Consider the following 25,390-nt stretch of genomic DNA (forward strand, 5'->3'; position numbering starts at 1 on the left):
TGGTCGTGTCCCGCCGGAGCCGCGTGCCGCACGCCCCCGTGCCCGGGTTCAGTCCCCGGGCACCAGGACCCGCACACCGCGCCGTTCCAGGACCGTGGCGGTCGTGTCGTCGAGCGTCCGCTCGGTCGTCTCGTCGAACCCGTTCCCGACCGTCCGCACCATGAGCGTCGCGGACCCCGACGTCAGGTAGCGCAGCGCCTCGCGCTGCCACGCGGCGTTCCGGTCGCGCGGGACGGCCTGACCCGCGGCGTCGCGCGCCCCGACGTCGTACGCGTACCCCGACAGGTCCACCGGCAGCTCGCACCCGCGGCGAAGGTCGCGGCTCAGCACGTCCGTCAGGGCCAGCAGGGCGGGCGAGTCCGCCCGGACACAGCCCTCCTCCGGGAGGGCGGCGCGCAGCTCGGCCGCCGGGAAGGGCGTGGGGCGAGGCAGGGCAGGGGCGGCCGTCGCGAGCCCCAGCCCCAGGCACGTCCCCGCCGCCACGAGCCCCCGGCCCCCGGCCGGGACGAGCGAGACCGCAGCGGCGACCACGAGCACCAGGGCCGGCGTCACGAACGCCGCGTACTGCTGGTAGGCCGACGGCGAGGCCAGCAGCACCACGGTCTGGACGACGAGCAGAGCGACCCACAGCCGACCACGGCGCCCGGCCCAGGCGACGACCGCCGCGACGAGCACCGCGGCCAGGACGGCCCAGACCAGGGCGAGCTGCGCCGTCGGGGTCGTGGCCCACGCGGTGCTGCCCGTCCCGGCGATCCACGTGAGCCGCTGCTCGACGCCCGTGTCGGTCTCGCGCGGCCGTCCCAGCTGGTCCAGGAACACCATGCGGAACATGTCCGAGCCCGCCGCGAGCGCGAACGGCGCCAGCACGACGACGACCGCCCCCAGCGCCCCGGCGCTCGCGCGCAGAGCCGCCCGCCACCCGGCCGTCACGAGCAGCCAGCCGATCACGACGAGGACGGGAACGACGCCCCAGATCTTGACCGTGGCACCGAGGCCCAGGACCGCGCCCCCCGCCCAGAGCCACCCCGTGCGCGCCCCCGCCCCCATGTCCGGCAGCCCGCGCAGCAGCAGGACCACCCCGCCGAGCAGGCACAGCGAGCCGAGCGGCTCGAGCAACGTGATGCGCTCGGCCCACGCCGCGGCGAACGAGACCGCGTACAGGACCCCGCCCACGACCGCTGCGGTGGTCCCCCAGCGGCCCGCGACGCGCGTCACCAGGACGGCGTTCGCCGCCCCGACGAGCATGACGCCCACGCGCGCGGCGACCAGGGCGTCGCTGTCGCTCGTCCACGCGGTCAGGGCCGCGAACGGGGCCAGGGCGAGCATCGAGCCGGGTGGGTGCAGGAGCGTGAAGTCGCGGTAGGGCACGAGCCCGTGCACCAGGGCGACGGCCGAGGAGAAGTACACGCCGTCGTCGTACCCCGTGTAGTCGCGGACGCCGACCGTCCCGCCCGCGAGGCTCCAGCGCACCGTGAAGGCGAGGACGGCGACCCCGGCGGCGACGATCCAGCCCGTCGCGCGGGTGGGGCGTCGGGCGGTGCGGTGGGTGCGGGGCGCCGGGCTCACTCGTTCGAGTCTGCCCGGCTTCGGCGCGGGGCGCCCGGGGGGACGTGGGCCGCGCCCGGGACCGACCTGCGTGCCCGACGGCGGCGCTCGCCTCGGGGGCTCGGGTCCGGCCGGGGAGCCGGCCGGGCTCAGCGCGCGGCGACCGCGGGCTCGGCCGGCGAGGGGGCGTAGGCAGTCTGCGGAGGACCGGAGAGGCGCGCGCCGCGGCTCGCTCGCAGCGCCCAGAGGATCGCGACGAGGTCGACGCCCTCCTGCATCCAGGCGCCCGCGAGCGCGGGGAGGTATCCGAGTGCCGCGACCAGCATGAGCGCGACGCTGAGCCCGATGCCGACCCAGATGCTCTGCAGCGCGACCCGGAGCGTGTCCTTGCTGACCCGCACGGCTGCTGCGACGGCCGAGACGTCGTCGCGCAGGACGACCGCGTCGGCCGAGTCGCTCGCGGCCGTGGCGCCGCGCGCTCCCATGGCGATCCCGACGTCGGCCGAGGCCAGGACCGGCGCGTCGTTCACACCGTCGCCCACCATGACCACGGGGCGCGCGGGGGCGTCCCGGACCGCCTCGACCTTGTCGAGCGGCAGGCACTCTGCGCGCACGTCGTCGATGCCCAGGGCGGCCGCGACGTGCTCGGCCGTCGTCCGCTGGTCGCCCGTGAGCATCATGACGTGATCGACGCCCAGGGACCGGAGCGTGCTCACCGTGGTCGCGGCCTCGGCCCGCACCTCGTCGCGCAGGACCAGCGCCCCGACGGGGACCCCGTCGACCGCGACGTGGACCGCGAGCTCGCCGGGCTGGAGCACGGCGGGCTCGACGGCGGTGCGGGTCTCGGCGGCGACGTAGGACCGTTTCCCCACCACGACCTCCCGGCCCGCGACGAGAGCCCGGACACCGTGCGCCGGGACCTCGTGGGCCTCGGTGCCCTCGGCCGGCTGGAGCCGGCGCTGCCGAGCGCCCTCCACGACGGCGTCGGCGAGGACGTGGCTCGAGTACTGCTCGGCCGACGCTGCCAGCCGCAGCACCTCGTCGGCCCCCAGGCTCCCGGTGGTCTCGACGCGCGCGAGCGCGGGACGACCGTGGGTGAGGGTCCCGGTCTTGTCGAAGGCCACGGTGCGGGCGCGGTCGAGCCTCTCCAGGGTCTCGCTCGACTTGACGATCACGCCCTCGCGCGCGGCGCGGCTCATCCCGCCCATGAAGGCGACCGGCGCCGCGATGAGCAACGGGCACGGTGTCGCGACGACGAGAACTTCCGCGAACCGGGTGCCGTCCCCGCTGACCCACCAGGCGAGCCCGGCGATCGCGAGCGCGACGAGGGTGAAGGGGACCGCGAAGCGGTCGGCCAGCCGGACGGTCCGTGACCGGCTCGTGGTCGCCTGCTCGACCAGCGCGACGATCTGCTGGTACTGGCTGTCGCGGGCCGACCTGGTCGCGCGCAGCGTGACGGCCTGCTGCCCGTTGATGCCACCTGAGGGGACCTCGTCCCCGCGCTGCCGCTCGACCGGCAGGGGCTCGCCCGTGAGCGACGACTCGTCGAGGTCGGCTCGGTCGCTCACGAGCTCGCCGTCGACCGGGACCACCTCGGCCGGACGGACCACGACCAGGTCGCCGGGGCGCACGTCGTCGACGCGGACGTCGCGCAGCGAGCCGCCGTCGAGCACGTGCGCGGTCGCGGGGGCGCGGGACATGAGCGCCGAGAGGTCGCGGCGGGCCCGGTTCGCTGCGTAGTCCTCGAGCGCCTCGCCTCCCGTCAGCATGAGCACCACGACGAGGGCCGCCCAGTGCTCGCCGACGACCACCGCGGCCGTCACGGCCGTCACGGCGAGGATGTCGATCCCGGCGTGCCCGCGGAGCAGGTCACGGAGCATACCCACGCCCGTCCATCCTGCGACGGCCAGCGCGTAGGCGGACACGAGCCACGGGACGGCCGGGGACCAGGGGGTGAGCGAGAGGACCCCGGCGACGGCCGCGACCAGGACCGTCGCCATCACCAGCGGATACCGCCCGAGGTTCTTCACTGTGGTCATACCACGTTGTCTAGCATTTCGTGCACATTCTTTCCAGCAAGGAAAGGCTCGCCTGGGACTGTGTGAGGAAAGGCATTCCTTCGCTGGGTCTCCACATTTCTTCGGGGCTTCTCGGGCGGCCCCGGTGTCGCGACATGAGTGCCAGGAGCCGCGAGATGCCGCCGATCTTCGGTGCTTGCGCCAGGGGTGGGTCAGCGACAACGCGGACCTTTTCGGCGAATGTGGCGATCGTGGCGGCGCGTGGCGCAGGAATGTCCCGCCGGTGCGCGAAGAATGTGTTGGTGCGGGGTGCCGCCTGTGGGTGGGCGTCAGCCGCGCCGGGGCGACGCGGACGCGAGCGGGCACCCCGCGCACGCCAGGGGGATCCGGCGCCGCGTGCCCGCCGCGGGCGGGGGCGTGCAGCCCGGGCCTCCGGCACCCGTCGCGCAGCCGAGGGCGGGTGCCGTGCCCGGCCGCGTCGGGCGGGGTCCCGCGACCTGCGCGAGCCCCAGGCGGACGAGCTGAGCGACCGCCGCGTCGACGAGCCGCGGTTCGAGGCCCAGGTCGCCGGCCAGGGCGCCGACCGCGACCCCGGCGCGGAGCCGCGCCAGCACTGGGCGTAGGAGCTCGCGGGGTGCTGCGCCGTCACGGAGACCGAGCTCCTCGCTCGGCGCCGTCGGGGCGCTCACCAGACGAGCCGCAGGAGCTGGAAGGTCGCGACCGACAGGACCCACGCGACGCTCAGCTGGACCGCGACGGCCCCCAGGGTCCAGCGCCACCCGAACATCCGCTGCTGCTCGGCGACCGTCGCGAGGCACGGCGTGTAGGCGAGCACGAAGACCATGAAGGCCAGTGCCGCCGCAGGGGCGTGACCGCCCGACGTCTCGTCGAGCGTGGCCCGGAGCTGCTCGCCGAGCTCGCCCGGCGACGAACCCACGGGCTCGTCGACCGCGTACGCCTGCGCGAGCGCGCCCACCGCGACCTCCTTGGCCACGAAGCCCGTGACGAGCGCGCTCGTGGTGCGCCAGTCGCCGTAGCCGGCGGGGGAGAAGACGGGGGCGACCTGGTCGGTCAGGCGCCCGTAGGCAGAGTCGTGCACGGGCACCTCGCCGAACGTGTGGCCGGGCGTCACGGGGACCGAGAGCAGGAGCCAGACGACGACGAGGACGCCCACGATGATCGTGCCCGCCCCGCGCAGGAACGCGAGCACACGACGGCCCGTCGTCACGAGCAGCGGGACCGGGCGCGGCACGTGGTAGGCGGGGAGGACGAGCGCGAGGGGCTCGTGGGTCAGGTCGCGGAACAACGTGCCTCGCAGCACGAGCGCCCCGACGAGCACGAGTGCGACGCTCAGCACGTACATCGCGAGCACCACGAGCCCGGTGTGCCGCGGGAAGAACGTGCCTGCGAGCAGGACGTACACCGTCAAGCGGGCGGGGCACGAGGCGTACGGGATCAGGAGGCCCGTGAGCAGCCGCTGCCGCGCGTTCGGGAGCGTGCGCGTCGCGGCGAGCGCCGGGAGGTTGCACCCGAAGCCCACGATCAGGGGCATGATGACCCGCCCGTCGAGTCCGACCGACCGCATGAGGCGGTCGGCCAGGACCGCGACCCGCGCGACGTAGCCCGAGTCCTCGAGCAGCCCGATCGCCAGGAACATCAGGGCCATGAGCGGCGCGAACGCGACGACGACGCCGACGCCCGCGACCAGGCCGTCGACCAGGAGTCCCTCGAGCCACCCGCCGCTCAGGCCCACGCCGTCGAGCGCCCAGGTCACGAGGCCCGCGACGGGGCCCGTGACCAGGGCCTCGGTCGCGCCCATGATCGGTGCCGCGACCCAGGTCGCGAGCTGGAACAGCGCCCAGAGCGTCACGACGAAGACCGGCAGGCCCACCCAGGGGTCGAGCAGGAGCGCGTCGATCCGGTCCGCACGGCTGCGCGTCGCGGAGCCGTGCGCGCCGACCGACCCGACGACGTCGTCCGCCCACCCGAGCAGCGCGTCGATGCGGTCGAGCTCGTCGTCGGGTGCGGTGTGCGGTGCCGCGGTGCAGACAGGCAGGCCCGGGACGGGCCGAGGGTGCTCGGACACCGCGCGGACCGCCGCGACCAGCCCGTCGGTCCCGCGCCCCGTCCGAGGATCGACCTCGACCACGGGCACGCCCAGACGGGCGGCGAGCCGGCCGGGGCCGACCGTCACCCCGTCGGCCGTGGCGACGTCGGTCATCGTGAGGGCCACGACGACGCGCTCGGTCCGCGCCCCGACCTGACCGAGCAGGAACAGGGCGCTGTGCAGCTCGGCCGCGTTGGCGACGAGGAGCGTCACGGTGCCCGGCTCGGCCCCTGCCCGGTCGATCTCGGCGACCGTCACGGCCTCGTCGGGCGAGACCGGGGTGAGCGAGTAGGTGCCGGGGAGGTCGACGAGCGCGAGCGGGGTCGCGGTCGTCGTACCGGCACCGGTGCGGGGCCGCCAGGTCCCCCGGGCCAGGTCGACCGTGGTCCCGGGCACGTTCCGGGTGGTCTGCCGCGCGCCCGTGAGGTGGTTGAAGAGCGTCGACTTCCCGGCGTTGGGCGTGCCCACGAGCAGCACCCGCAGGACGGGAGCGGGAGCCGTGGTCGCGCCACCGCCCGGGGCGCGGCGACCGCGGGGGTGAGCGGCGCCGTCGGGCCCCTCGTGCGTGCGCGGTGCGCCGCCCTCGCAGCGCGGACAGCTCACGGGGCGGTCTCGAACCGGCGGACCGTCGCGGCGTCGAGCGCGATGCGCCGGCGCCCGACGAGCACGACGCGCCCGCCGAACGGGGTCCGGAGCGCGACGGTCACGCCCGCGCCGGGGCGCAGGCCCAGCTCGCGCAGCCGCACGTCGGACGTCGGGGTGAGCCGCGCGCCCGCGCGCGCCGAGGTCAGGACGACGTGGGTGCCCGGGGGGACCTCGGCAAGGTTCATGCTGCCGACGCTAGTGATGAGGTGAGGCTTGCCTCAGATGCCGGAGGTCCTGGCGCTGCGGGCCGTAGGTCCCGTCAGAGGCTCAGGAGCGCGCCCGTCCCGATCCCGGCGAGCGTGCCGACCACGATCGTCACCGCGGCGATGGCCACGGGGTGCGCGGGCGTGCCGTGCAGGCGCTGCCACAGGCTCGGGGTCGCAGGAGCGGTCGCGGCATGGTGGATCTCGCGGCGCGAGAGTCCCGCGGTCACGGGGGCGGGCTCGGTGACGTGCTGCGTGCTCATGGTTCTACCTCCTGGAGATCTGCTTCTGGGAGGAGAGACGCCGTCCTGCGGTCGGCATGACGCGGAAGTCGTGGTGAGGAGAGTCACGCGGCCCCCGGTGGCGGAGCGACCGGCTCCGGCGTAGGAGGCGACGGCCCGCCGTGCGGCAGGGCGAGCCTGCCCGGCCTAGGCGCCCGCGGGCGCCGCCGTGCTCCCGCGCACCACGAGGCTCGTCGCGAGGTCCATGCGCGTGTTGGTCACGGCGCCCTCGCGCGCCTTGAGGACGAGCCGGGCCGCTTCCTGGCCCATCTCCTGGAGCGGCTGGTGGACCGTGGTGAGCGCGGGGCTCGACCAGCGGGCCACGGGGACGTCGTCGTAGCCCACGATCGAGAGGTCCTCGGGCACGCGCAGGCCGTGGCGTCGGGCGGCCTCGAGCACGCCGAGAGCCTGGAGGTCCGAGCCCGCGAAGATCGCGGTGGGCGGCTCGGGCAGGCTGAGGAGCTCGTCGGCGCGGTCGGTGCCGCCCTGGGGGTGGAAGTCGCCGAACCGGACCAGGTCCGGGTCCGCAGTGATCCCGGCCGTGCCGAGGGCCGAGCGGTAGCCGTCGAGGCGGGCGAGCGAGCACATCATGTCCTCGGGCCCCGTGATGACGCCGATGCGGCGGTGGCCGAGCTCGATCAGGTGCCGGGTCGCCATGAGGCCGCCCTGCCAGTTCGCCGAGCCGACCGAGGGGACGTCGGGCTCGGGGTCGCCCGCGGGGTCGATGACCGCGAACGGGATGGCGCGGGACCGGAGCTGCTCCTTGACCGCGGCCGGGAGGGTCGAGAAGACGAGCACGACGCCGAGCGGGCGGCGCGCGAGCACGCCCTCGATCCACTCGGGCCCCGGAGCGTGCCGGGTGCCGGACTCGGTCAGCACGACGCTCGCGCCGTTCTCCCGCGCGACGTCCTCGACGCCGCGGATGAGCTCCATGGCCCAGATGCTCTCGAGCTCGTGGAACACGATCTCGATGAGGGGGGCCGAGGCGGTGGGGCTCTTGCGGCGCCGGTAGCCGTGCTGGACCAGGAGGGCCTCGACCCGGTCGCGCGTCCCGGCCGCGACGTCGGTCCGCCCGTTGAGCACCTTGGACACGGTCGAGAGGGACACCTGGGCCTCGGCGGCCACGGCGGCGAGCGTGACCCGCCCCGGAAGAACTTCGTCGGTCATGCCGGTCAGCGTAGCGCCTCGGGGGAAAGTTTCGAAGGGTGGGCCGCCGTGTCTCGGTGCGGAGGTCCCAGTCTTCTCCCAGTGGATAACGGTTGGGACTCGTTGTTGACCCCGGCGGATTCGCGTCTTAGAGTCCAGGGCAACCGAGTACTTTCGGCGCAGGCGCCGAAACTTTCGAAAGGGTTCGATGATGAACACAAGAACGCGGAAGTCGCTCACGGCCGCGGCCGTGGCGTCGGCGCTGGTCCTCCCGCTCGCAGCGTGCGCGAGCGGCGACTCCGGCGGCTCCAGCCGTCCCGAGAACGAGATCCACGTGATGGTCTACGGGGACGCGACCAACAAGGTCGAGCAGCAGATGGTCGACACGTTCAACAAGACCTCGGACGTCAAGGTCGTCCTCGACACCATCCCGGGCGCCGACTACCAGCAGAAGCTCCAGACGATCATCGACACCAACGCGGCGCCGGACGTCTTCTTCAACTGGGGCGGCGGCTCGATCGAACCCTTCGTCGACGCCGACCTGCTGCTCCCCCTCGACGACTTCATCGCCGAGGACCCCCAGCTCAAGGACGCGTTCCTGCCCGCGGTGTTCAACTCGGCCGTGATCGACGGGAAGTCCTACGGCATCCCCATGCGCGGCACGCAGCCCGTCATGCTGTTCCACAACAAGCAGGTCCTCGCGGACGCGGGCATCGAGGCCCCCCAGACGTGGGACGAGCTCCTCGCCGCGGTGGAGACCCTCAAGGCGCAGGGCGTGACCCCGATCGCGCTCGGCGGCGCCGACCAGTGGCCGACCCTCATGTGGTACCAGTACGCGTTCGACCGCGTCGCGGGCCCCGAGCTGTTCGAGAAGGCGCTCGCGGGCGACACCGACGTGTGGGACTCGGCCGAGAGCCACGAGGCGCTCGACAAGCTGTCCGAGCTCATCGACGCCGGCGCGTTCGGCACCAACTTCGACTCGGTCAAGTTCACGGACGGCGGCTCGCCCGCGCTCCTGCGCACGGGCAAGGCGGCGTTCGAGCTCATGGGCTCGTGGAACTACTCGACCCACTACGACGTGGACCCCGGGTGGACCGACGCCAACCTCGGTTACACGGCCTTCCCCGCGATCGACGGCGGCAAGGGCGACGCGGCCAACATCACGGGCAACACCAACAACTTCTACTCGGTGCTCGCCAAGACCCGCTACCCGGACGCCGTGCGTGACTTCCTCAAGCTCATGTACTCGGACGAGTTCGTCGAGGCGCAGCTCGCGATCGGGAACCTGCCGACCACGACCAACACCGAGCAGTTCCTGGACCAGGCCGCGAGCCCCGAGTACGCCGCCTTCCAGTTCGACCTCGTGAAGAACGCGCCGCACTTCCAGATGTCCTGGGACCAGGCGTACCCCCCGGCTGCCGGCACCCCGCTCAAGATCGCGGTCCAGCAGTTCTTCAGCGGCCAGATCGACGCCGACGGCTTCATCGCTGCGATGAAGTCCCTGCCGGCCTCGCGCTGACCGGTCCCGGACGGAGATCGTCATGACCACCCGCGCACCCCAGGGGCGCACGCGCCCGGGCGCCGCCGACCTCCAGGTCGGCCGCCCGGGCGTGGTCTGGGCCCTGCCCGCCGCCCTGTTCTTCGGGCTCTTCGCCCTCCTGCCCATGGTCCTCGTGCTCGTGCTGTCGTTCACGCAGTGGAGCGGCCTGGGCAGCCCCGAGTTCGTCGGGACCGAGAACTGGTCCCGCCTCCTCGACGACCCCGTGATGCTCAAGAGCATCGGGCTCTCGCTCGTGCTGACGGCGCTCGGCGTCGTGACCCAGACCCCGGTCGCGATGCTGCTGGGCGTGTGGGCCGCAGGGCACCAGTGGAACCGCGCGGTGCTCTCGGCGATCTTCTTCGTGCCGCTGCTACTGTCCGCGGCTGCGGTCTCGGTCCTGTGGCGCGCGGTGCTCGACCCGAACTTCGGCGTCCCGGCCCAGATGGAGTGGCTGTTCGGCGACGGCAACCTGTTCGGGAACCAGTCGACCGCGATCGCGGTCCTGGTGTTCGTGAGCCTGTGGCAGTTCACGCCGCTGCACGCCCTGATCTACCAGGGCGCCGCGAAGGCCGTGCCGCCCATGCTCTACGAGGCGGCCGAGATCGACGGCGCGGGACGCGTGCGCTCGTTCTTCGCGATCACGCTCCCGCAGCTGCGGAACACCATGATCACGTCGGTGATCCTCATGGTCGTCGGCGGCCTGACGACGTTCGACACGGTCCTCATCCTGACCAACGGCGGGCCCGGCACGGACACGACCATCACGGCCTTCTACATGTACCAGAAGGCGTTCCGCGGCTTCGACTTCGGTCTGGCCTCGGCGATCGCCGTGGTCCTGGTCGTCGCGGCGACCGCGATCTCGCTGGTCATGGTCCGCCTGTCCGGGTACGACAAGATGCGCAGCGAGCTGGAGGGCGTGTGATGAGCAACGACCTGAGCGTCACCCCCGCGGAGCAGGTCTCCGGCCCGACGACGTCACCCACCTCGGGTGGTGCGCCCCGCCCGGGCGCGACGAGCGCGGGCGTCCCGCTGCGCCGTCGGGCTGGAAAGGGCAGCCGCAACCGGCCCAACTGGGGCGCGGGCGTCGCGGTCACGATCTGGCTCCTGATCGTCGCGATCCCCCTCTACGTGCTGGTCACCGCGTCGTTCCAGACGCAGGCCGGGTACGCCGAGGGCGGCCCGCTGTCCCTGCCGACCACGTTCACGCTCGACAACTTCACCAACGCGTTCGACCAGGGCTTCGGCCGCTACTTCCTCAACACGCTCGTCGTGACGGTCGCGGTGGTCGGGATCGTGGTGCTGCTCGTGCCGCCGCTGTCGTACGCGATCGTGCGCAACCGCTCGCGGGCCACCACGGGCATCTTCCGGATGTTCCTCCTGGGCCTCGCGGTCCCCGCGAGCGCCGTGATCGTCCCGATCTTCTACGTGATCTCGGTCGTGGGCCTGTACGACAACCTGATCGGCGTGATCCTGCCGACCGGGGCGTTCTGCCTGCCGATCTGCACGATCATCCTCAGCGGCTCGATGCGCGACATCACCAACGAGCTCTACGAGGCCATGGCCCTCGACGGCGCGTCGCCCAAGCGCGTGTTCCTGCAGCTCGTGCTGCCGCTGTCCAAGGGCGGCGTCGCGACGATCGTCGTGTACTCGGCCCTGCAGGCGTGGAACGGGTTCCTGTTCCCGCTGATCCTCACGCAGTCCGAGTCGACCAAGGTCATCACGCTCGGCCTCTTCAACTTCCAGACGCAGTACGGCGTCAACATCCCCGGCCTCCTCGCGGCGGTCGTCATGTCGATGATCCCGATCCTGCTCGTGTACCTGTTCGCCCGGCGTGCCCTGGTCCAGGGCCTCATGGGCGTCGGCGGAAAGTAGCTCCACGATGACTCTTCAGACGAACCTGCCGTCCGCTGCCGTGCCCGGCCCCGGTGGGGAGACCCTCCCCGTGTGGTCCGACCCGTCGGTCGACACCGCGACCCGCGTCAAGGCGCTCATGGCGGAGATGACCCTCCGCGAGAAGGTCGCCCAGCTCTTCGGCGTGTGGGTCGGCGCGTCGGCCGAGGGCGGCGAGGTCGCCCCGCACCAGCACGACATGGAGGACGGCGTCGACCTCGACGCGCTCCTGCCCGACGGGCTGGGGCAGCTGACCCGCCCGTTCGGGACCAACCCCGTCGACCCGGCCCTGGGTGCGCTGTCGCTGCTGCGCACACAGGAGCGCGTGCGGTCGGCGAACCGGTTCGGCATCCCCGCCGTGGCGCACGAGGAGTGCCTCGCGGGCTTCTCGGCCTGGGGCGCGACGGCCTACCCCGTGCCGCTGTCGTGGGGCGCGTCGTTCGACCCCGCGCTCGTGCGCCGCATGGCCGCCGCGATCGGTCGCGACATGCGCTCGGTCGGCGTGCACCAGGGCCTGGCCCCCGTGCTCGACGTCGTGCGCGACGCCCGCTGGGGTCGCGTCGAGGAGACCATCGGCGAGGACCCGTACCTCGTGGGCACCGTCGCCACGGCGTACGTGCAGGGCCTCGAGTCCGAGGGCATCGTCGCGACGCTCAAGCACTTCGCGGGGTACTCGGCATCGCGCGGCGGACGCAACCACGCGCCCGTCTCGATGGGCACGCGCGAGCGCGCCGACGTGATCCTGCCGCCGTTCGAGATGGCCGTCCGTGAGGGCGGCGTGCGCTCGGTCATGCACGCCTACACCGACACCGACGGCATCCCGTCGGCCGCCGACCGCGAGCTCCTCACGGGACTGCTGCGCGACACGTGGGGCTTCGACGGGACCGTGGTCGCCGACTACTTCGGGATCGCGTTCCTCAAGATCATGCACGGCGTGGCGGGCGACTGGGCAGAGGCCGCCGCGGCGGCGCTCGCGGCGGGGGTCGACGTCGAGCTGCCGACCGTCAAGACGTTCGGCGAGCCGCTCGTCGCGGCCCTCGAGGCCGGGGACGTCGACGTCGCGCTCGTCGACCGGGCCCTGGAGCGCGTGCTGCGCCAGAAGGTCGAGCTCGGTCTGCTCGACGCCGGCTGGGACCCCGTCCCCGAGGTGCTGCGCGACGTGCCCGCGGACGTGCTCGCGGCCGTCGCCGGGGCGGGGGCCGCCGCGCAGGACATCGATCTGGCCGCGCTGCGCGGGACCGTCGACCTCGACGGCCCCGCCAACCGCGCGCTTGCCCGCGAGGTCGCCGAGCAGGCCGTGGTCCTGCTCGCGAACGACGGTGTGCTCCCGCTCGGTCCGGACGTGCGCCGGGTCGCGCTCGTGGGTCCCACGGCCGAGGATCCCATGGCCGTGCTCGGCTGCTACTCGTTCCCCGCGCACGTGGGCCTGGCCCACCCCGAGATCCCGCTCGGGATCTCGCTGCCCACGCTCGCCGCGTCGCTGCGCGCCGAGCTGCCGGGCGTCACGCTCGACGTGCTGCCCGCGATCACTCTCGACGGCACGAGCGATCCGTCCTCGACCGGGGCCGTGAGCACGGCCGAGGTCGCGGCCGCCGACGCCGCGGGCATCGCGGCAGCGGTCGAGCTCGCCCGCGAGGCCGACGTCGTCGTGGTCGCCCTGGGCGACCGGGCCGGCCTGTTCGGTCGCGGCACGAGCGGCGAGGGCTGCGACGCCGAGTCGCTGCGCCTGCCCGGTGCCCAGCAGGACCTGCTCGACGCGCTGCTCGCGACGGGCCGCCCCGTGGTCGCGACGATCCTCTCGGGTCGTCCCTACGCGCTCGGCGCGGCCGCGACCCCCGCGCCGGGGGAGCCTGGCGCCGCGGCGATCGTCCAGGCGTTCTTCGCGGGCGAGGAGGGGACCCCCGCGGTCGCGGGCGTCCTGTCGGGGCGCGTGGCGCCGTCGGGCCGGCTGCCTGTGAGCGTGCCCGGGACCGAGGGCGCCCAACCCACGTCCTACCTGGCCGCGACGCTCGCGCAGGCGACCGACGTGTCGAACATCGACCCGACCGCGGCCTTCGCGTTCGGCCACGGGCTCACGTACACGAGCTTCGACTGGTCGGACCTCGTGGTGAGCGCGGCCGAGGCCGCGACCGACGGGGCCTTCGAGGCGTCGTTCGTCGTGCGGAACACGGGCGGGCGCGACGGCGTCGAGGTCGTGCAGCTCTACGCGCACGACCCCGTGGCGTCGGTCGTGCGGCCCGTGCAGCGGCTCGTGGGATACGTGCGCGTGCCGCTCGCCGCGGGCGCCTCGGCCCGCGTGAGCGCGACCGTGCCCGCCGACGTCCTGTCCTTCACGGGGCGCGACGGGCGCCGGATCGTCGAGCCGGGCGCGATCGAGCTGCGGTTCGGGGCGTCGAGCGCCGACGTGCGGCTCGTGGCCCCGGTGACGCTCGTGGGCGCCGTGCGCGTGGTCGACCACACGCGCGAGCTGCACGCGCCCCTCGTGGTGGGCGAGGTCTGAGGTGACGGACCCGAGGTCGGTCAGGCGGTCGGCCGCGCAGCCGATTCCCGTGGTCCGGCCGCCCTCGGGTCCGGCAGCCCGGACCTTCGCGAACCCCGTCCTGCCCGGCACGCACCCCGACCCGAGCATCTGCCGGGTCCCGGGGGCCACCCGGGCGGACGGGACCCTCGCGCCCGACGACTACTACCTCGTCACCTCGACGTTCGAGTACTTCCCGGGCCTGCCGGTCTTCCACAGCCGCGACCTCGTGACGTGGACGCCGGTGGGCCACGCGATCCACCGGACCGACCAGGTGGACCTGTCGAGCGTGCCGTCGTCGGGCGGGCTGTACGCCGCGACGATCCGCCACCACGCCGGGACCTTCTACGTCGTGACGACGCTCGTCCACACGCAGGGCCAGGGTGGGCACCTCCTCGTGACCGCGACCGACCCGGCCGGGCCGTGGTCCGACCCGGTGTGGCTCGAGGGTGACGGGATCGACCCGTCGCTGTTCGTCGACACCGCTGGTCTGGACGACGGCGCTCGCGTGTGGCTCACCGCGACGCGCCTCGCCGACCCGGGGGAGTGGGAGGGGCAGACCGAGGTGTGGCTGCGCGAGCTCGACCTCGCAGCCGGGGCCTTCGTCGGCCCTGAGCACGTCCTGTGGCGCGGCGCGCTGCACGGCGCGGTCTGGGCCGAGGGCCCGCACCTGTACCGGGTGGGCGACCACTACTATCTGCTGGCCTCCGAGGGCGGCACCGAGCACCAGCACGCGGTCTCGGTCGCGCGGGCCGACGCGGTGACGGGTCCGTACACGGGGAACCCCGCGAACCCGGTCCTGACGCACCGCCACCTGGGCCGGGACTTCCCCGTGGTCGGGGTCGGGCACGGGGACCTCGTGGAGACCGCGGCCGGCGAGTGGTGGATGGTCCTGCTCGGCAGCCGCCCCTACGGCGGCTACTTCCCCAACCTGGGGCGCGAGACGTTCCTCGCGCCCGTGGTCTGGGAGGACGGGTGGCCCGTGGTCGCCCCGGGCGTGGGCCACGTCGCGGGGAACTTCCCCCTGCCCGACGTCGGAGCGCGGCTTCCGGGGGCGGGTGCGGCATCGCGGGGAGGAGCTTCTGCGCAGCGGGCCGTCGCGGTCCCGGGCGATGCGTCGGGTGAGACGCCTGGTGACGCGTCCGTGGAGGCGAGCGCCGTCGTCGTGCGGGAGACGTTCGACGGCACGTCGGGTGATGCGCTGGGCCTCGCGTGGAACCAGGTGCGGACCGGGGACCGGTTCTGGTCGCTGACCGAGCGGCCCGGGCACCTGCGGCTCGCGCTGCTGCCCGCGACGCTGTCCGACGTCGCGACCCCCGCGTTCCTGGGGCGCCGGCAGGAGCACAGGGACGTGGACCTCACGGTGCGCGTCGACGTCGACCCGGCCGGGCCGGGCGAGTGGGCCGGGCTCGCGGTGCGCCAGTCCGAGGAGGCATGGATCGCGGCGATCGTGACGCGGGCGGCGCCCGGTGCGGCCGGTGCGCCCGGCGGGCGCGAGCTGCTCGTCGTCGAGCGCTTCGGAGGCGAGGAGGTCGTCGTGGGCCGCGCGGCGCTCGGGTTGCTCGGCCTGGCCCAGGGTCCCGTGGACGTGGTGCTGCAGGCCGCAGGGCAGGAGTACGCGTTCGGCGTCGAGACCGGGGACGGGTTCGTCGCGGTCGCGACCGTGCACGGCGGGCGGCTCAGCTCGCCCGAGGCCGGCGGGTTCCTGGGCGTGTGGCTCGGGCCGTACGCGACGGGCCGCGGCACGGCGACGGCGACCGTGGCGGACGTCGAGCGGGTGGAGTACGGAGGGCTCTAGCGCGCGACCAAGGCCTAGGCGGCCCAGGTCGGAGGCCGACGCTGTCCGCAGGGGCGCCGCTCCCAGGCTGAGGCGTCAGGCCCCGGCCGCGTGGCGTGACGCCGACGCCAGGCGTTCGACGAGGTCGTCCGGGACGGGTCTGCGCGGCGAGAAGGTGATGCCGGTCTTGGTCGCCTGGAGACCGGCGGCTGCGATCTCGTCGGCATGTGCGGTGATGGCGCCCGGGAGGACGTAGAGCCCGCACTGCTTGCTGAACGCCGCGTAGCTCGCGACGACCGAGCCGTCGACGGCGAACCCCGGCATGTCATAGGCCACGATCTCCTCCGCTTCCGGCAGAGTGCGGGACAGCAGCGCGCGCAACCGCCTCAGCGACGGCTGGAAGACCTCGGGCGCTGCGGCGATGTAGGAGTCGTGGTCGGCTGACGTCGTCATGGGGTGTCTCGCTCTCGGCTGGTGCTGTGGAGGCTCGGTCGTCGGGCCGTGGGGCAAGCCTCCCGCGGGCCCGCTCCGGTGTCACCCGCGCTGTGCCGAGCCGACCTCGGCTCCGCGGACCTCGATCGCGTGCCAGCGGAACCGGTCGACGAAGGCGCTGAAGGACGGGACCTTCACGAGCGCCGAGAACACCGCGAAGCCGACCGCCCCACCGGTGACGTTGAAGAGCAGATCGTTCACGTCCGCGATGTGACCGCCACCCACCAGGTGCGCCGTCACGAGCTGGGTGACCTCGATCGTCAGGGAGAGGACCGCTGCCGCCACCACGACCTTCCTCCACGAGGCCCGGGGCACGAGCAGCGGCACGAGGACGCCGACCGGGACGAAGACCAGGACGTTCATGACCGCGTCAGCGATCTCGTAGTCCGCGAACGGCACGACGGCGAGATGGCTGCCCCAGGGGGCGCTGCTGACGGGCTTGTCCAGGAAGATCGGGAAGACGGTGTTCGCGACGATCCCGGCGACGTAGACGCCGAGCGCGAGGGCGACCGCGGCCCGCGGCACGGAGAACCGCCCGCTGCGGATCAGGGACCACATCGACCCCGCGAGCACCGCGGCGGCCAGAGGGATGACGACCGGGAGGACCGGGACCTGCTGGAACACGGATGACCTGCACCTTCTCCGAGACACGAACGCGGCTGGTGCCGCGGCTCCACGCAACGGTGCCCGCTGTCCGACGAGCTCGGCATCCGTCTGTGGTCGGATCCGAGGCGACGGCGTGTGCGACCGCCTTCGTCACCCGGACGCAGCACGCTCGCTCGCGGCGCTCGATCAGCCGGGCCGCACGTCGGGCGGGTCGAGCAGGCGGCGAAGGCGGGTCTTCTTCTCGTTCTCGCGCACGATCCACGCCACGTCCGGGTCGTCGGAGCTGCGCAGCGCGGCGAGACGCGGCAGGCCGGCAGCCGGGTCGCCCGCGACGGCGACGCTCCAGCAGTACCCGAGGGCCTGGCGCAGCGCCCGGACGCCGGTGTCGCGGCGGGCGTCGGACGGGAGCGCGCCGATCGAGGCGGTGGCGGCCGCGCAGACGTCCAGGGCGGTGGTCGCGGTGGCGGGGGTTCGCAGGAGGCGCGGCTCGCAGATCCCAGCGACCGCGGCTCGGCGAACCAGGGGGTCTCGGTCGTCGACCCAGGACGCCACGAGCGCGCCGAGGGTCGCGGGCTCGTCATCGCCGATGCGCTGCAGCGCCATCGCGACGGCCTCACGGACGCGCCACGACCCCTCGGCGGCGCGGTCACGCAGCAGGGCGACCAGTTCAGTGCGCGCACCGGCGGGGACGTCGACGACGAGCCGGCCGAGACCGACCGTCCCGCAGCAGCGCAGGTACTCGTCGGGGCTGTCGGCCAGGGCGAGCACGAGGCCTTCCGTCGCGACGTCGGCGAACGCGCCGATCAGCTCGAGGTTCGCCCGAGGACCGGGCAGCCCGGAGCGGGCGGTGAGGTAGGCGCGCACGGCAGCAGGATCGCCGTCGAGCGCGCGCAAGGCGGCCCGGTGCTCTTCACGCACGCTCATGACCAGCACGCTAGGGCTTCCACCCCCGCCCGGGGTAGGGCCGTTCGGCCGATGCTCAGCTGCCGAAGGGCCTGCCTCGGCCCTGGGGCCCGGCGTGCAGGCGGACTCACGGGCGCCCGATGCGTTCTCCACGACGACGTCGCGCTCGTCGACGCCATCCCGCGAACCTGTCGGTCGGGTGTCGTGGGTCAGTCTGGTAGGAGCGCGTCCACCTGGTGTGCGATCTCCTGCGCGATTGCCTCGACGGGGCGTGCGGCGTTGGTCGTCGCGGCCATGCTGAGCAGCATGATCGCCGAGACGATGTGAGCGAGGGTCGCGGCCTTGGCGGGGTTGATGCGTTGGTCGCGTTGCAGCACGGCCGCGATGGCTTCTTCGGTCTGCACCGTCAGCTCGAGGGCTTTGCGGTGGTGAGGTTCGTCCGGGTCGCCGAAGACGATCTCGCGCAGGTAGGTGCGGCCGTTGGAGATCTGGGCGCGGTTGCACTCCACGACAGGGCGGACGATCGCCATCACGGCTTCGAGCGGGTCTTCTGCGTGGTCGGCGGCTGCCCTGCCGCGGGCGAGGGCGTCGGCGTAGGAGGAGTTCTGGACGAGCAGGAGGAGCTCGCCCTTGGTCTTGGCGTACAGGAACAGGGTGCCGGTGCCGATGTCGGCCTTGTCGGCGATCTGCTGGGTGGTGACGTCGTCGACGCCGTGCTCGGAGAAGAGCTCTCGGGCGGCGGCGGTGATGCGGTCGAGCTTGTCCTGCTTGTTCCGTTCGCGTCGACCGACGGGCTGGGGGGCGACTGACATGGGACGACGTCCTTCGGGAATAGAACCTGACTGCGCTCAGTTCCGAGCATAGTCACTACTGTGTGGGCTCGGAAGTATCGGGCCTCATTCTCCCATTCTCGGGGGACACCTTGGTGTCCACCGGCTGGTGGGTGATGGGCGGCGGTGGCGTTCGCGACCCCTCGATGTGAAGGACGAACAGCCTCATGACCACGTCTTCCCTCTGGCAGCCGTTCACGCTCGGCCGCGTGGAGCTTGCCCACCGGCTCGCACTGGCTCCCATGACCCGCAGCCGGGCGAACCCGGACGGCACCCCTGGGCCGCTGACAGCCCGCTACTACGGGCAGCGCGCCTCGCTCGGGCTCGTCATCACCGAAGGGGTCCAGCCCTCGGCAGATGGGCAGGGGTACCTGAACACCCCGGGCATCTACACCCCGGAACACGTCGCGGGCTGGCGCGAAGTCGCCGACGAGGTGCACGCGAGCGGGGGCGCGCTCTACATCCAGCTGATGCACGTCGGGCGCGTCTCACACCCGGACAACACCCCGCATCACCGTCAGCCGGTCGCGCCGTCGGCGATCTCCGCCGAGCAGGACATGTTCACCGCCACGGGCCCGCAGAAGACTCCGGTGCCCCGTGAGCTGAGCATCGACGACATCCAGACCACGATCGTGGACTTCCGTCACGCGGCAGCCTCTGCGATCGCCGCCGGCGCGGACGGCGTGGAGATCCACGGCGCGAACGGGTACCTGCTGCACCAGTTCCTGTCCCCGAACGCGAACCACCGCACGGACTCCTACGGCGGATCGGTGAAGAACCGGTCCCGGTTCGTGATCGAGGTGGCTCGTGCGGTGGCCGAGGAGATCGGAGCCGACCGCGTGGGCATCCGTCTGTCGCCGTCCATGCCCCTGGGCGGGATCGACGAGGGTGACACCGAGCAGGTGCGCGCCCAGTACCGGCACCTGGTCGGCGAGCTCGCGGGACTGAACCTGGCCTACCTTCACGTGCACCACGTCGGCGACGACGAGCTGCTGCGTTCGTTCCGCGACACCTGGCCGACCGCGGTGCTCGTGGTGCGGTACGGGCGTTCACGCGAGCAGATCTCCGACGACATCGACGCGGGTCTGGCAGACGTCGCGCCATTGGGACGGTTCGCGCTGGCCAACCCCGACATCGTCGAGCGCCTGCGCACCGACGCCCCGCTGAACGAGGTGGACCCCACCACCTTGTACGGCGGCGGTGAGGCCGGGTACACGGACTACCCGGTCCTGACACGCGCCTGAGCGCGTGCCCGTGAGCCGCCCGCCCTGCTCCGCCCCGGCGGGGTGGGCGGCTCACGCCTCCGCACATCGCGTCCACACACGAAGAAAGAAGCAGAACATGTCATCACTGAACGGCGCCGTCGTCCTGGTCACCGGAGCCAACGGCGGGATCGGAACCCACTTCGTCCACCAAGCACTGGCCCGAGGAGCGAGCAAGGTCTACGCCAGCGCGCGCACCCCCCGCACCTGGGGCGACGAGCGCATCGTCCCTCTTGCCCTCGACGTCACCGACCCCGTGTCCATCGCGGCCGCGGTCCAGGCTGCCCCGGACGTGACGGTACTGATCAACAACGCAGGCGCATCGGTGTCCAGCGCCGGCATCCTCACCCACACCGATGAGGAGATCCGTGCCAACGTCGAGACGAACTTCCTCGGCCCGCTCTTCCTCACCCGGGCCTTTGCCCCGATCCTCACGGCGAAGAGCGAGTCGGTGATCGTCGACATCCACTCCGCGCTGAGCTGGTACGCGGTCGCCGGCATCTACAGTGCGACCAAGGCGGCCCTGTGGTCGGCCACCAACTCCCTGCGACTCGAGCTCGCCCCTGCCGGGGTCCAGGTCGTGGGAGTGCACGTCGGCTACGTCGACACCGCGATGGCCGCGCACGCCAGCGACCCCAAGACCGACCCGGCCGACCTCGTGCGCATCGTGTTCGACGCCGTCGAAGCGGGTGAGCTCGAGGTCCTGGCCGATCAGACGTCCGTGCAGGCCAAGGCCGGGCTCAGCGCCCCCCTCGAGCTGGTCTATCCCCAGCTGGTGAACGCGAACGCCTGATCCTACGAGCGGGCTGCGCCGCGGTGCCGGTGACCGCGGCGCAGCCCGCACCAGTCACGACGAACAGCGCAACGGCGGGCGCTGAGCTCCGGTGCGCCGAACTTCTTCTGCCGGCTGGCTACTCCTCGTAGTGGGGCAGGATCTTGCCGTTCTTCACGTAGGTCAGTGCGGTGTCCACGTCGTAGGCGTGGATCGCGGACACGTGCGGGTCGAGCAGCTCGGTGAGGTGGCCGGCGTGATCGTCGTAGAACGCGTCGCGGGCGGCGTCGTCGCTGAAGCCGAGGATGACCGAGGCGTGCAGGTGCTGGTCGTCGGGGTTGTCGTGGGCGACGTTCGGGGTGTCCCACGTCTTCTCGTTCCACGGCAGGAACACCTGGGTGCGCAGCTCTTTCAGGCCGCCCGTCGTGAGGAGCGCGGGGGTGAGCTCCTTCTTGACGAACGTGTGGAACGCGACCGTGCCCTCGCCGTCCCCGCGGCGCAGGTAGATGATCGCGCGGGACCCGGGCTTCTCGCCTGGGGCGACGTCGTACCAGCGGGAGGATCCGGGAGGGCCGGCATGCAGGAGCGTGCGACGGAAGATGTTCACCTCGTCCTCGAACGCCAGTGCGGTCTGCTTGCGGCCGACCAGCGGGGACAAGGCGTTCTCGAAGGTGACCTCGGCGATCCCGTCGATCCGCCGATCCTCCGGGATTGCCGTCTCGATGCCGGAGGCGTTTGGCCAGCGGCCGGGGTTGTGCTCGGCGAGGTGGATCTGCCGGTACTCGAGAAGGCCGGGGGTGGCGGAGATGATGCCCGAGTGAGGGCCCTTCCACCGGTCCATGCCCGCTTGCCGGGGCTGGTCGGTGCGCATCCACAACAGGATGGACGAGGTGAAGTGCTTCGACACCTCCGGTGTCGTCGTGACGTTGCCGCTCATCTTCATGCCGTCCGTTCTCTTCGTGTGCCGTCGGGCGCTAGTCGGTGAGGAATCTCGCGGCGACCGGGGCGAACTTCTCCCAGTACTGGAAGATGCCGCCGTGGCCGGAGTTGGGGTAGATGATCAGCTCCGAGTCCTTGATGCGCTGGTGCAGGTCTGCGGAGAGGATGGAGGGCACCATGCGGTCGTTGTCGCCGTTGGCGATCAGGGTCGGCTGAGTGATCACCGAGAGATCCGACGGGGCCGAGCGGCCGTACCGCTGGATCGCTTTGAGCTGCGTGCCGAACGCCTTGTTGGAGATCGGCGCGTCACGGTCGACGGTGCGCTCCTTGAGGCGTTCCACGAACGCCTTCCCGGCCTTCTTGCCGACCTTGTCCCGGTTGAAGAAGAGGAACTCCTTCGGGTCCGACCGGGTGATGACCGACCGGAAGATGTCCCAGTACGTGACTCCCACGACCTTGTCGATGTTCCTCCCGCCGCGGGGGCCGGTGCCGGTCAGGACGAGCTTGCGGACCAGGTCAGGGTGCTTGACGACCAGGTCCTGGGCGATCATGCCGCCCATGGAGAAGGAGAAGATGTCGATCTTGTCGAGACCGAGCGCGGTGATGAACGTGTAGGCGTCGTCAGCGGCCGCCTCGAGGGTGTGGGGGACGGTGCCTGAGGAGGCGCCGACGCCTCGCTGGTCGAACGTGATGACGTGACGGGTCTTCGCGATGGCATCCACGATGCGTGGGTCCCAGTTGTCCAGGGTCGCGGCCAGGTGGACGAAGAACACGACCGGGATACCGCCCTTCGGGCCGAGCTCACGGTAGGCGAACGTGACCCCTCCCGCGGTGATGCTCTTTGCCGGGGCCTTCGCGTAGGACGTGATGACGGGCTCTTGGCTGGAGGTCATGATGTCTCCCTCGAGGTTGGTCGTGATCAGGACTCGTCGGAGACGGGTCAGGGGTTGGTGATGACGGCCTTGCCGCGAACCTTGCCGTGGGCAAGGGCGTCGAGGGCCTGAGCTGTCTGGTCGAAGGAGAACGTCTTCCCGACGACGGGGCGCAGCGTCCCCTTCTCGACGAGGGCGGTGATCTGGCGCAGCTGGTCGCCGCTGGCGCGCATGAGCAGGAACTCGTAGGTCACGCCGAGCTTCTTGGCCTGGCGACGGATCGTGGCGCTCAGTGCGGTGATCGCGAGGCGCAAGACCGGGTTCAGGCCTGCCTCGCGGGCAAAGGCCGGGTCCGGGGGGCCCGAGATCCCGATCGCCTTCCCGCCGGGCCGGAGCACGCGCAAGGACTTCTCGAGGTTCTGCCCGCCCAGGCTGTCCAGGACCAGGTCGTATCCATCGAGGAGCTCCTCGAAGTCCTGGCTGCGGTAGTCGATGACGGTGTCCGCGCCGAGCTCACGGACGAAGTCAGCGTTGGCCGCGCTGGCGGTCGTGGCGACGTGCGCACCCAGGTGCTTGGCGAGCTGGATCGCGATCGTGCCGACGCCGCCGGCGCCAGCGTGGATGAGGACCTTCTGGCCCGGTTGCACCTTCCCGCGCTCGACCAGTGCCTGCCACGCGGTCAGGGCCACCAGCGGCAGGGATCCGGCCTGCTCCAGGCTGATCGATGCGGGCTTGAGTGCCAGGTCGGCTTCGTCGACGGCGATGCGTTCGGCGAAGGTACCGATCCGGCCGTCGCGCGGGCGAGCGTAGACCTCGTCACCCGGCTCGAACCCCTGCACCTTCGCACCGACGCGGACCACGGTCCCGGCGAGGTCGTGGCCGAGGATCAACGGGAGCTTGTACGGCAGGATCTGCTTGAACTCGCCGGTACGGATCTTCTCGTCGAGCTGGTTCAGCCCGGCGGCCTGCACCCGTACGAGCACGTCGTGCTCGCCGACGGCCGGTTCAGAGACGTCTGTCTCCTGCAGGGGGCCCTTGTACTTGTCGAACACGAACGCTCGCATGATCTCTCTGTCTCCTACGGATCTGTCGGTGGGGTGATGGTGGTCAGCGACGCAGGAAGTCGCGCGCGGCGGCGACGAACGCGCTGTGATGCTGAAAGACCGCGCCGTGCCCTGCGTCCAGGTACATCGTGACCGAGGCGGCAGGCAGGAGGCCTGCCAGGGCGGCGGCGTTGGCCGGTGGCACCATCCGGTCGCTGTCGCCATGGACGATCCACACGGGCCCCGACCACACCGACAGGTCAGCGGGCTGCTGGCGGCCCCAGCGATGCACGGCGGCCAGCTGTGCCCGGTAGACGCCAGGACTGACGCCCTTCTCTCGCATGCTCCTGCGCTCCCTGAGCCGCACGAGGTACTCGCGAGCGGCCAGCCTTCCAGCAGGAGTGCGGGTGAAGAACAGCAGGACCCTCGGATCGGTGAACGTGACCGCAGCACGAAGCACGGTGCTCACCATGACGCGAGTCATGGCAAGAATCCCCGGCCCACCCGCAGGCCCGGAGCTTGCCAAGATCAGTCGATCGATCGATCCCGGAGCCTTCGCGGCCATCGCCTGGGCGACCATGCCGCCCATCGACAGACCGAACAGATCGATCCGATCGAACCCCAGGCCCTGGATCGCTCCCAGCGCGTCCGCGGCCATCTCCTCGATGGAGTCGCGAACCTGTCCGGTCGAATCCCCCACGCCGCGGTAGCTCAGAGCGATGACGCGACGATCCTGCGAGAGCCCCTCCAGGATCCGCGGATCCCAACCATCCAGATTCGCCCCCAGATGCGTCAGAACCACCAACGGGACCCCAGATCGCGGCCCCAGATCGCGATACACGAGACCCGCACCCGCAACGTCGACCACCCGGGTGGGCGCCTCCCGAGAGGCCAACGGCCCTTGCTGCTCCGACATGCCAGATCCCCTACCCGACGACCATCCCGACTCCACTCAAGTCTGAGCGTAGTCAGAATTACTGTCAAGGGCATCGCCGATCCGACCCGCACCGTGGCGAGCTGACGCAGTCTTGCGGCGAGAGAGCGATGTCCTCCCTGGCGACGAGCCGGGCGGGAGTCTGTACCCAGGCGTGGCGCGGCAGGGGCAGTCTGGGTGTGTCGGACCTGTATCTCGACGCTACCGGGAGACGGATCTTCAGGGACTCGTGACGGTCGCCCGGCCCGGGTGCAGGACCAGCGTGACGAACCCCAGACCGCCTCGGTACCCCTGGAGCCAGCCGTTGCGGTGCTTCTCGACCTCGGAGAGCACCTCACCCGCGTCAGGGTGGTCCGGGTTCTCGACCGCCCAGCGTGCCGGAGCCCCGGTCCACGCCCACTCGTAGTCGTCCCACTCCTCGAGCGTGCTGACGTGCCCGTGCACCGTCGCCCACCCGTGCCGCGTCACGAGGTCGACGGTGCCGGGCAGGTCGAGGTACTCGTCCGCCGAGAGGCCGCCGAGGCCGTCGAGGACGGCCGCTGTCGGAGGCGCAGGCCAGAAGCAGTCGCCGAGCAGGAGCAGACCGTCGGCGGCGAGGTGGCCGCGCGCGGCCTCGAGCGTGGGGCCGAGGCCCCCGAACGCGTACGCCGCGCCCACGCTGAGCACCGCGTCGAACGGCACCTCGCTCACGTACTCCCGGACGTCGCCCTGAACCAGCGTCAGCCGGTCTGCCACGCCCGCGGCAGCAGCCTTGGCCAGCGTCTCCTCGAACCCGACGTCGGACATGTCCACCCCCACCGCGGTGAGGCCGGGTTCCCGGACAAGCGCCCGCAGCAGCCACGTGCCGTCACCGCACCCGAGGTCGAGGACGCTCCGTCGGCCGCCCGTCGTCCGGTCGAGGAGGCCTTCGACGCGGGCATCGCTCAGCGGCGACGCGATCGGGTGCTCGGAGTGTGCCAGGCGAAAGAGGGTGGATCGTTCCATCCCCGGACCCTATGCGAGGAGCGACGGTCGCTCTGCCGGTGCGGATCGGCACTCCGTAGGCGCGATCCTTCTGCGGTGCGTCA

The 25,390-nt window shown here is 72.2% G+C and carries 23 protein-coding genes; 7 read left to right on the forward strand and 16 right to left on the reverse strand.

Annotated features, from left to right (window positions below):
• Window positions 1-48 precede the first annotated feature (48 nt).
• The 7 genes from ASE15_RS15860 to ASE15_RS15890 all read right to left on the reverse strand — a co-directional run bounded on the left by ASE15_RS15860 (window position 49) and on the right by ASE15_RS15890 (window position 7,966).
• Window positions 49-1,566 carry a glycosyltransferase 87 family protein gene (locus tag ASE15_RS15860; protein WP_056653223.1) on the reverse strand — a complete coding sequence of 506 codons (1,518 nt, stop codon included), beginning with the start codon at window positions 1,564-1,566 and terminating at the stop codon, window positions 49-51.
• A 128-nt stretch (window positions 1,567-1,694) separates the two neighbouring features.
• Window positions 1,695-3,584 (reverse strand): heavy metal translocating P-type ATPase, encoded by a 1,890-nt coding sequence (locus tag ASE15_RS15865; protein WP_056653220.1) that lies wholly within the window; start codon window positions 3,582-3,584, stop codon window positions 1,695-1,697.
• Between the two features lie 308 nt (window positions 3,585-3,892).
• Window positions 3,893-4,252, reverse strand: a complete 360-nt coding sequence (locus tag ASE15_RS15870; RefSeq protein ID WP_056653217.1) for a hypothetical protein — start codon at window positions 4,250-4,252, stop codon at window positions 3,893-3,895.
• Window positions 4,249-6,273, reverse strand: coding sequence for a ferrous iron transporter B (locus ASE15_RS15875; protein ID WP_082618508.1), 2,025 nt, complete (start codon window positions 6,271-6,273; stop codon window positions 4,249-4,251). The genes ASE15_RS15870 and ASE15_RS15875 overlap by 4 nt, the downstream gene beginning before the upstream one ends.
• Window positions 6,270-6,500, reverse strand: coding sequence for a FeoA family protein (locus ASE15_RS15880; RefSeq protein ID WP_056653215.1), 231 nt, complete (start codon window positions 6,498-6,500; stop codon window positions 6,270-6,272). The genes ASE15_RS15875 and ASE15_RS15880 overlap by 4 nt, the downstream gene beginning before the upstream one ends.
• 74 nt (window positions 6,501-6,574) lie before the next feature.
• Window positions 6,575-6,781, reverse strand: a complete 207-nt coding sequence (locus ASE15_RS15885; RefSeq protein WP_056653206.1) for a hypothetical protein — start codon at window positions 6,779-6,781, stop codon at window positions 6,575-6,577.
• Between the two features lie 165 nt (window positions 6,782-6,946).
• Window positions 6,947-7,966 (reverse strand): LacI family DNA-binding transcriptional regulator, encoded by a 1,020-nt coding sequence (locus ASE15_RS15890; protein WP_056653203.1) that lies wholly within the window; start codon window positions 7,964-7,966, stop codon window positions 6,947-6,949.
• Between the two features lie 190 nt (window positions 7,967-8,156).
• Here ASE15_RS15890 and ASE15_RS15895 point away from each other — a divergent pair, with 190 nt between their 5' ends.
• Genes ASE15_RS15895 through ASE15_RS15915 form a run of 5 tightly spaced genes read left to right on the forward strand, consistent with a single transcriptional unit; the run spans window position 8,157 to window position 15,691 of the window.
• Entirely contained in the window at window positions 8,157-9,464 is a 1,308-nt protein-coding gene (locus tag ASE15_RS15895) for an ABC transporter substrate-binding protein (RefSeq protein ID WP_056653631.1), read from the forward strand.
• Between the two features lie 22 nt (window positions 9,465-9,486).
• Window positions 9,487-10,407 (forward strand): carbohydrate ABC transporter permease, encoded by a 921-nt coding sequence (locus ASE15_RS15900; protein WP_056764327.1) that lies wholly within the window; start codon window positions 9,487-9,489, stop codon window positions 10,405-10,407.
• Window positions 10,407-11,357: a carbohydrate ABC transporter permease gene (locus tag ASE15_RS21550; RefSeq protein ID WP_082618566.1), complete on the forward strand. Its 951-nt coding sequence runs from the start codon at window positions 10,407-10,409 to the stop codon at window positions 11,355-11,357. Before ASE15_RS15900 ends, ASE15_RS21550 begins: the two co-directional genes overlap by 1 nt.
• Before the next feature lie 7 nt (window positions 11,358-11,364).
• A complete protein-coding gene (locus ASE15_RS15910; protein WP_056764329.1) occupies window positions 11,365-13,875 on the forward strand; it encodes a beta-glucosidase in 2,511 nt (836 codons plus the stop codon).
• A gap of 49 nt (window positions 13,876-13,924) precedes the next feature.
• Window positions 13,925-15,691 carry a glycoside hydrolase family 43 protein gene (locus tag ASE15_RS15915; RefSeq protein WP_056764331.1) on the forward strand — a complete coding sequence of 589 codons (1,767 nt, stop codon included), beginning with the start codon at window positions 13,925-13,927 and terminating at the stop codon, window positions 15,689-15,691.
• 75 nt (window positions 15,692-15,766) lie between these two features.
• Here ASE15_RS15915 and ASE15_RS15920 read toward each other — a convergent pair whose 3' ends face one another.
• The 4 genes from ASE15_RS15920 to ASE15_RS15935 all read right to left on the reverse strand — a co-directional run bounded on the left by ASE15_RS15920 (window position 15,767) and on the right by ASE15_RS15935 (window position 18,483).
• Window positions 15,767-16,123, reverse strand: coding sequence for an iron chaperone (locus ASE15_RS15920; RefSeq protein ID WP_056764333.1), 357 nt, complete (start codon window positions 16,121-16,123; stop codon window positions 15,767-15,769).
• A gap of 81 nt (window positions 16,124-16,204) precedes the next feature.
• Window positions 16,205-16,786 carry a VanZ family protein gene (locus ASE15_RS15925; protein ID WP_056764335.1) on the reverse strand — a complete coding sequence of 194 codons (582 nt, stop codon included), beginning with the start codon at window positions 16,784-16,786 and terminating at the stop codon, window positions 16,205-16,207.
• A gap of 168 nt (window positions 16,787-16,954) precedes the next feature.
• Entirely contained in the window at window positions 16,955-17,692 is a 738-nt protein-coding gene (locus ASE15_RS15930) for a HEAT repeat domain-containing protein (protein ID WP_056764732.1), read from the reverse strand.
• Between the two features lie 188 nt (window positions 17,693-17,880).
• A complete protein-coding gene (locus ASE15_RS15935) occupies window positions 17,881-18,483 on the reverse strand; it encodes a TetR/AcrR family transcriptional regulator (RefSeq protein ID WP_056764337.1) in 603 nt (200 codons plus the stop codon).
• A 185-nt stretch (window positions 18,484-18,668) separates the two neighbouring features.
• Here ASE15_RS15935 and ASE15_RS15940 point away from each other — a divergent pair, with 185 nt between their 5' ends.
• Window positions 18,669-19,745 carry an alkene reductase gene (locus ASE15_RS15940; protein WP_056764339.1) on the forward strand — a complete coding sequence of 359 codons (1,077 nt, stop codon included), beginning with the start codon at window positions 18,669-18,671 and terminating at the stop codon, window positions 19,743-19,745.
• A 97-nt stretch (window positions 19,746-19,842) separates the two neighbouring features.
• On the forward strand, window positions 19,843-20,556 hold the full coding sequence (locus ASE15_RS15945) for an SDR family oxidoreductase (RefSeq protein WP_056764341.1): 714 nt from the start codon (window positions 19,843-19,845) through the stop codon (window positions 20,554-20,556).
• Window positions 20,557-20,674: 118 nt separating this feature from the next.
• On the opposite strand, the gene ASE15_RS15950 is transcribed toward ASE15_RS15945, so the two are convergent.
• From ASE15_RS15950 to ASE15_RS15970, 5 genes are all read right to left on the reverse strand, one after another.
• On the reverse strand, window positions 20,675-21,478 hold the full coding sequence (locus ASE15_RS15950) for a strictosidine synthase (RefSeq protein WP_235534477.1): 804 nt from the start codon (window positions 21,476-21,478) through the stop codon (window positions 20,675-20,677).
• Between the two features lie 31 nt (window positions 21,479-21,509).
• Window positions 21,510-22,367 carry an alpha/beta fold hydrolase gene (locus ASE15_RS15955; RefSeq protein WP_056764343.1) on the reverse strand — a complete coding sequence of 286 codons (858 nt, stop codon included), beginning with the start codon at window positions 22,365-22,367 and terminating at the stop codon, window positions 21,510-21,512.
• A gap of 47 nt (window positions 22,368-22,414) precedes the next feature.
• A complete protein-coding gene (locus ASE15_RS15960; protein WP_056764347.1) occupies window positions 22,415-23,410 on the reverse strand; it encodes an NADP-dependent oxidoreductase in 996 nt (331 codons plus the stop codon).
• A 43-nt stretch (window positions 23,411-23,453) separates the two neighbouring features.
• Complete coding sequence (locus tag ASE15_RS15965) at window positions 23,454-24,305, reverse strand: alpha/beta fold hydrolase (RefSeq protein ID WP_056764350.1); 852 nt, start codon at window positions 24,303-24,305, stop codon at window positions 23,454-23,456.
• 237 nt (window positions 24,306-24,542) lie between these two features.
• On the reverse strand, window positions 24,543-25,307 hold the full coding sequence (locus ASE15_RS15970; protein ID WP_056653173.1) for a cyclopropane-fatty-acyl-phospholipid synthase family protein: 765 nt from the start codon (window positions 25,305-25,307) through the stop codon (window positions 24,543-24,545).
• Between the last annotated feature and the right edge of the window lie 83 nt (window positions 25,308-25,390).

Source organism: Oerskovia sp. Root22 (genome assembly GCF_001429135.1).
Lineage (GTDB): Bacteria > Actinomycetota > Actinomycetes > Actinomycetales > Cellulomonadaceae > Oerskovia > Oerskovia enterophila.

Bases quoted from the DNA above. Each gene is read 5' to 3' on its own strand.
- ASE15_RS15945 (WP_056764341.1), top strand. From the start codon at position 19,843: ATGTCATCACTGAACGGCGCCGTCGTCCTGGTCACCGGAGCCAACGGC.
- ASE15_RS15955 (WP_056764343.1), bottom strand. From the start codon at position 22,367: ATGACCTCCAGCCAAGAGCCCGTCATCACGTCCTACGCGAAGGCCCCG.
- ASE15_RS15960 (WP_056764347.1), bottom strand. From the start codon at position 23,410: ATGCGAGCGTTCGTGTTCGACAAGTACAAGGGCCCCCTGCAGGAGACA.
- ASE15_RS15940 (WP_056764339.1), top strand. From the start codon at position 18,669: ATGACCACGTCTTCCCTCTGGCAGCCGTTCACGCTCGGCCGCGTGGAG.
- ASE15_RS15880 (WP_056653215.1), bottom strand. From the start codon at position 6,500: ATGAACCTTGCCGAGGTCCCCCCGGGCACCCACGTCGTCCTGACCTCG.
- ASE15_RS15930 (WP_056764732.1), bottom strand. From the start codon at position 17,692: ATGAGCGTGCGTGAAGAGCACCGGGCCGCCTTGCGCGCGCTCGACGGC.
- ASE15_RS15920 (WP_056764333.1), bottom strand. From the start codon at position 16,123: ATGACGACGTCAGCCGACCACGACTCCTACATCGCCGCAGCGCCCGAG.
- ASE15_RS15890 (WP_056653203.1), bottom strand. From the start codon at position 7,966: ATGACCGACGAAGTTCTTCCGGGGCGGGTCACGCTCGCCGCCGTGGCC.
- ASE15_RS15970 (WP_056653173.1), bottom strand. From the start codon at position 25,307: ATGGAACGATCCACCCTCTTTCGCCTGGCACACTCCGAGCACCCGATC.
- ASE15_RS15865 (WP_056653220.1), bottom strand. From the start codon at position 3,584: ATGACCACAGTGAAGAACCTCGGGCGGTATCCGCTGGTGATGGCGACG.
- ASE15_RS15910 (WP_056764329.1), top strand. From the start codon at position 11,365: ATGACTCTTCAGACGAACCTGCCGTCCGCTGCCGTGCCCGGCCCCGGT.
- ASE15_RS15935 (WP_056764337.1), bottom strand. From the start codon at position 18,483: ATGTCAGTCGCCCCCCAGCCCGTCGGTCGACGCGAACGGAACAAGCAG.
- ASE15_RS15885 (WP_056653206.1), bottom strand. From the start codon at position 6,781: ATGAGCACGCAGCACGTCACCGAGCCCGCCCCCGTGACCGCGGGACTC.
- ASE15_RS15965 (WP_056764350.1), bottom strand. From the start codon at position 24,305: ATGTCGGAGCAGCAAGGGCCGTTGGCCTCTCGGGAGGCGCCCACCCGG.
- ASE15_RS15900 (WP_056764327.1), top strand. From the start codon at position 9,487: ATGACCACCCGCGCACCCCAGGGGCGCACGCGCCCGGGCGCCGCCGAC.
- ASE15_RS21550 (WP_082618566.1), top strand. From the start codon at position 10,407: ATGAGCAACGACCTGAGCGTCACCCCCGCGGAGCAGGTCTCCGGCCCG.
- ASE15_RS15895 (WP_056653631.1), top strand. From the start codon at position 8,157: ATGAACACAAGAACGCGGAAGTCGCTCACGGCCGCGGCCGTGGCGTCG.
- ASE15_RS15950 (WP_235534477.1), bottom strand. From the start codon at position 21,478: ATGAAGATGAGCGGCAACGTCACGACGACACCGGAGGTGTCGAAGCAC.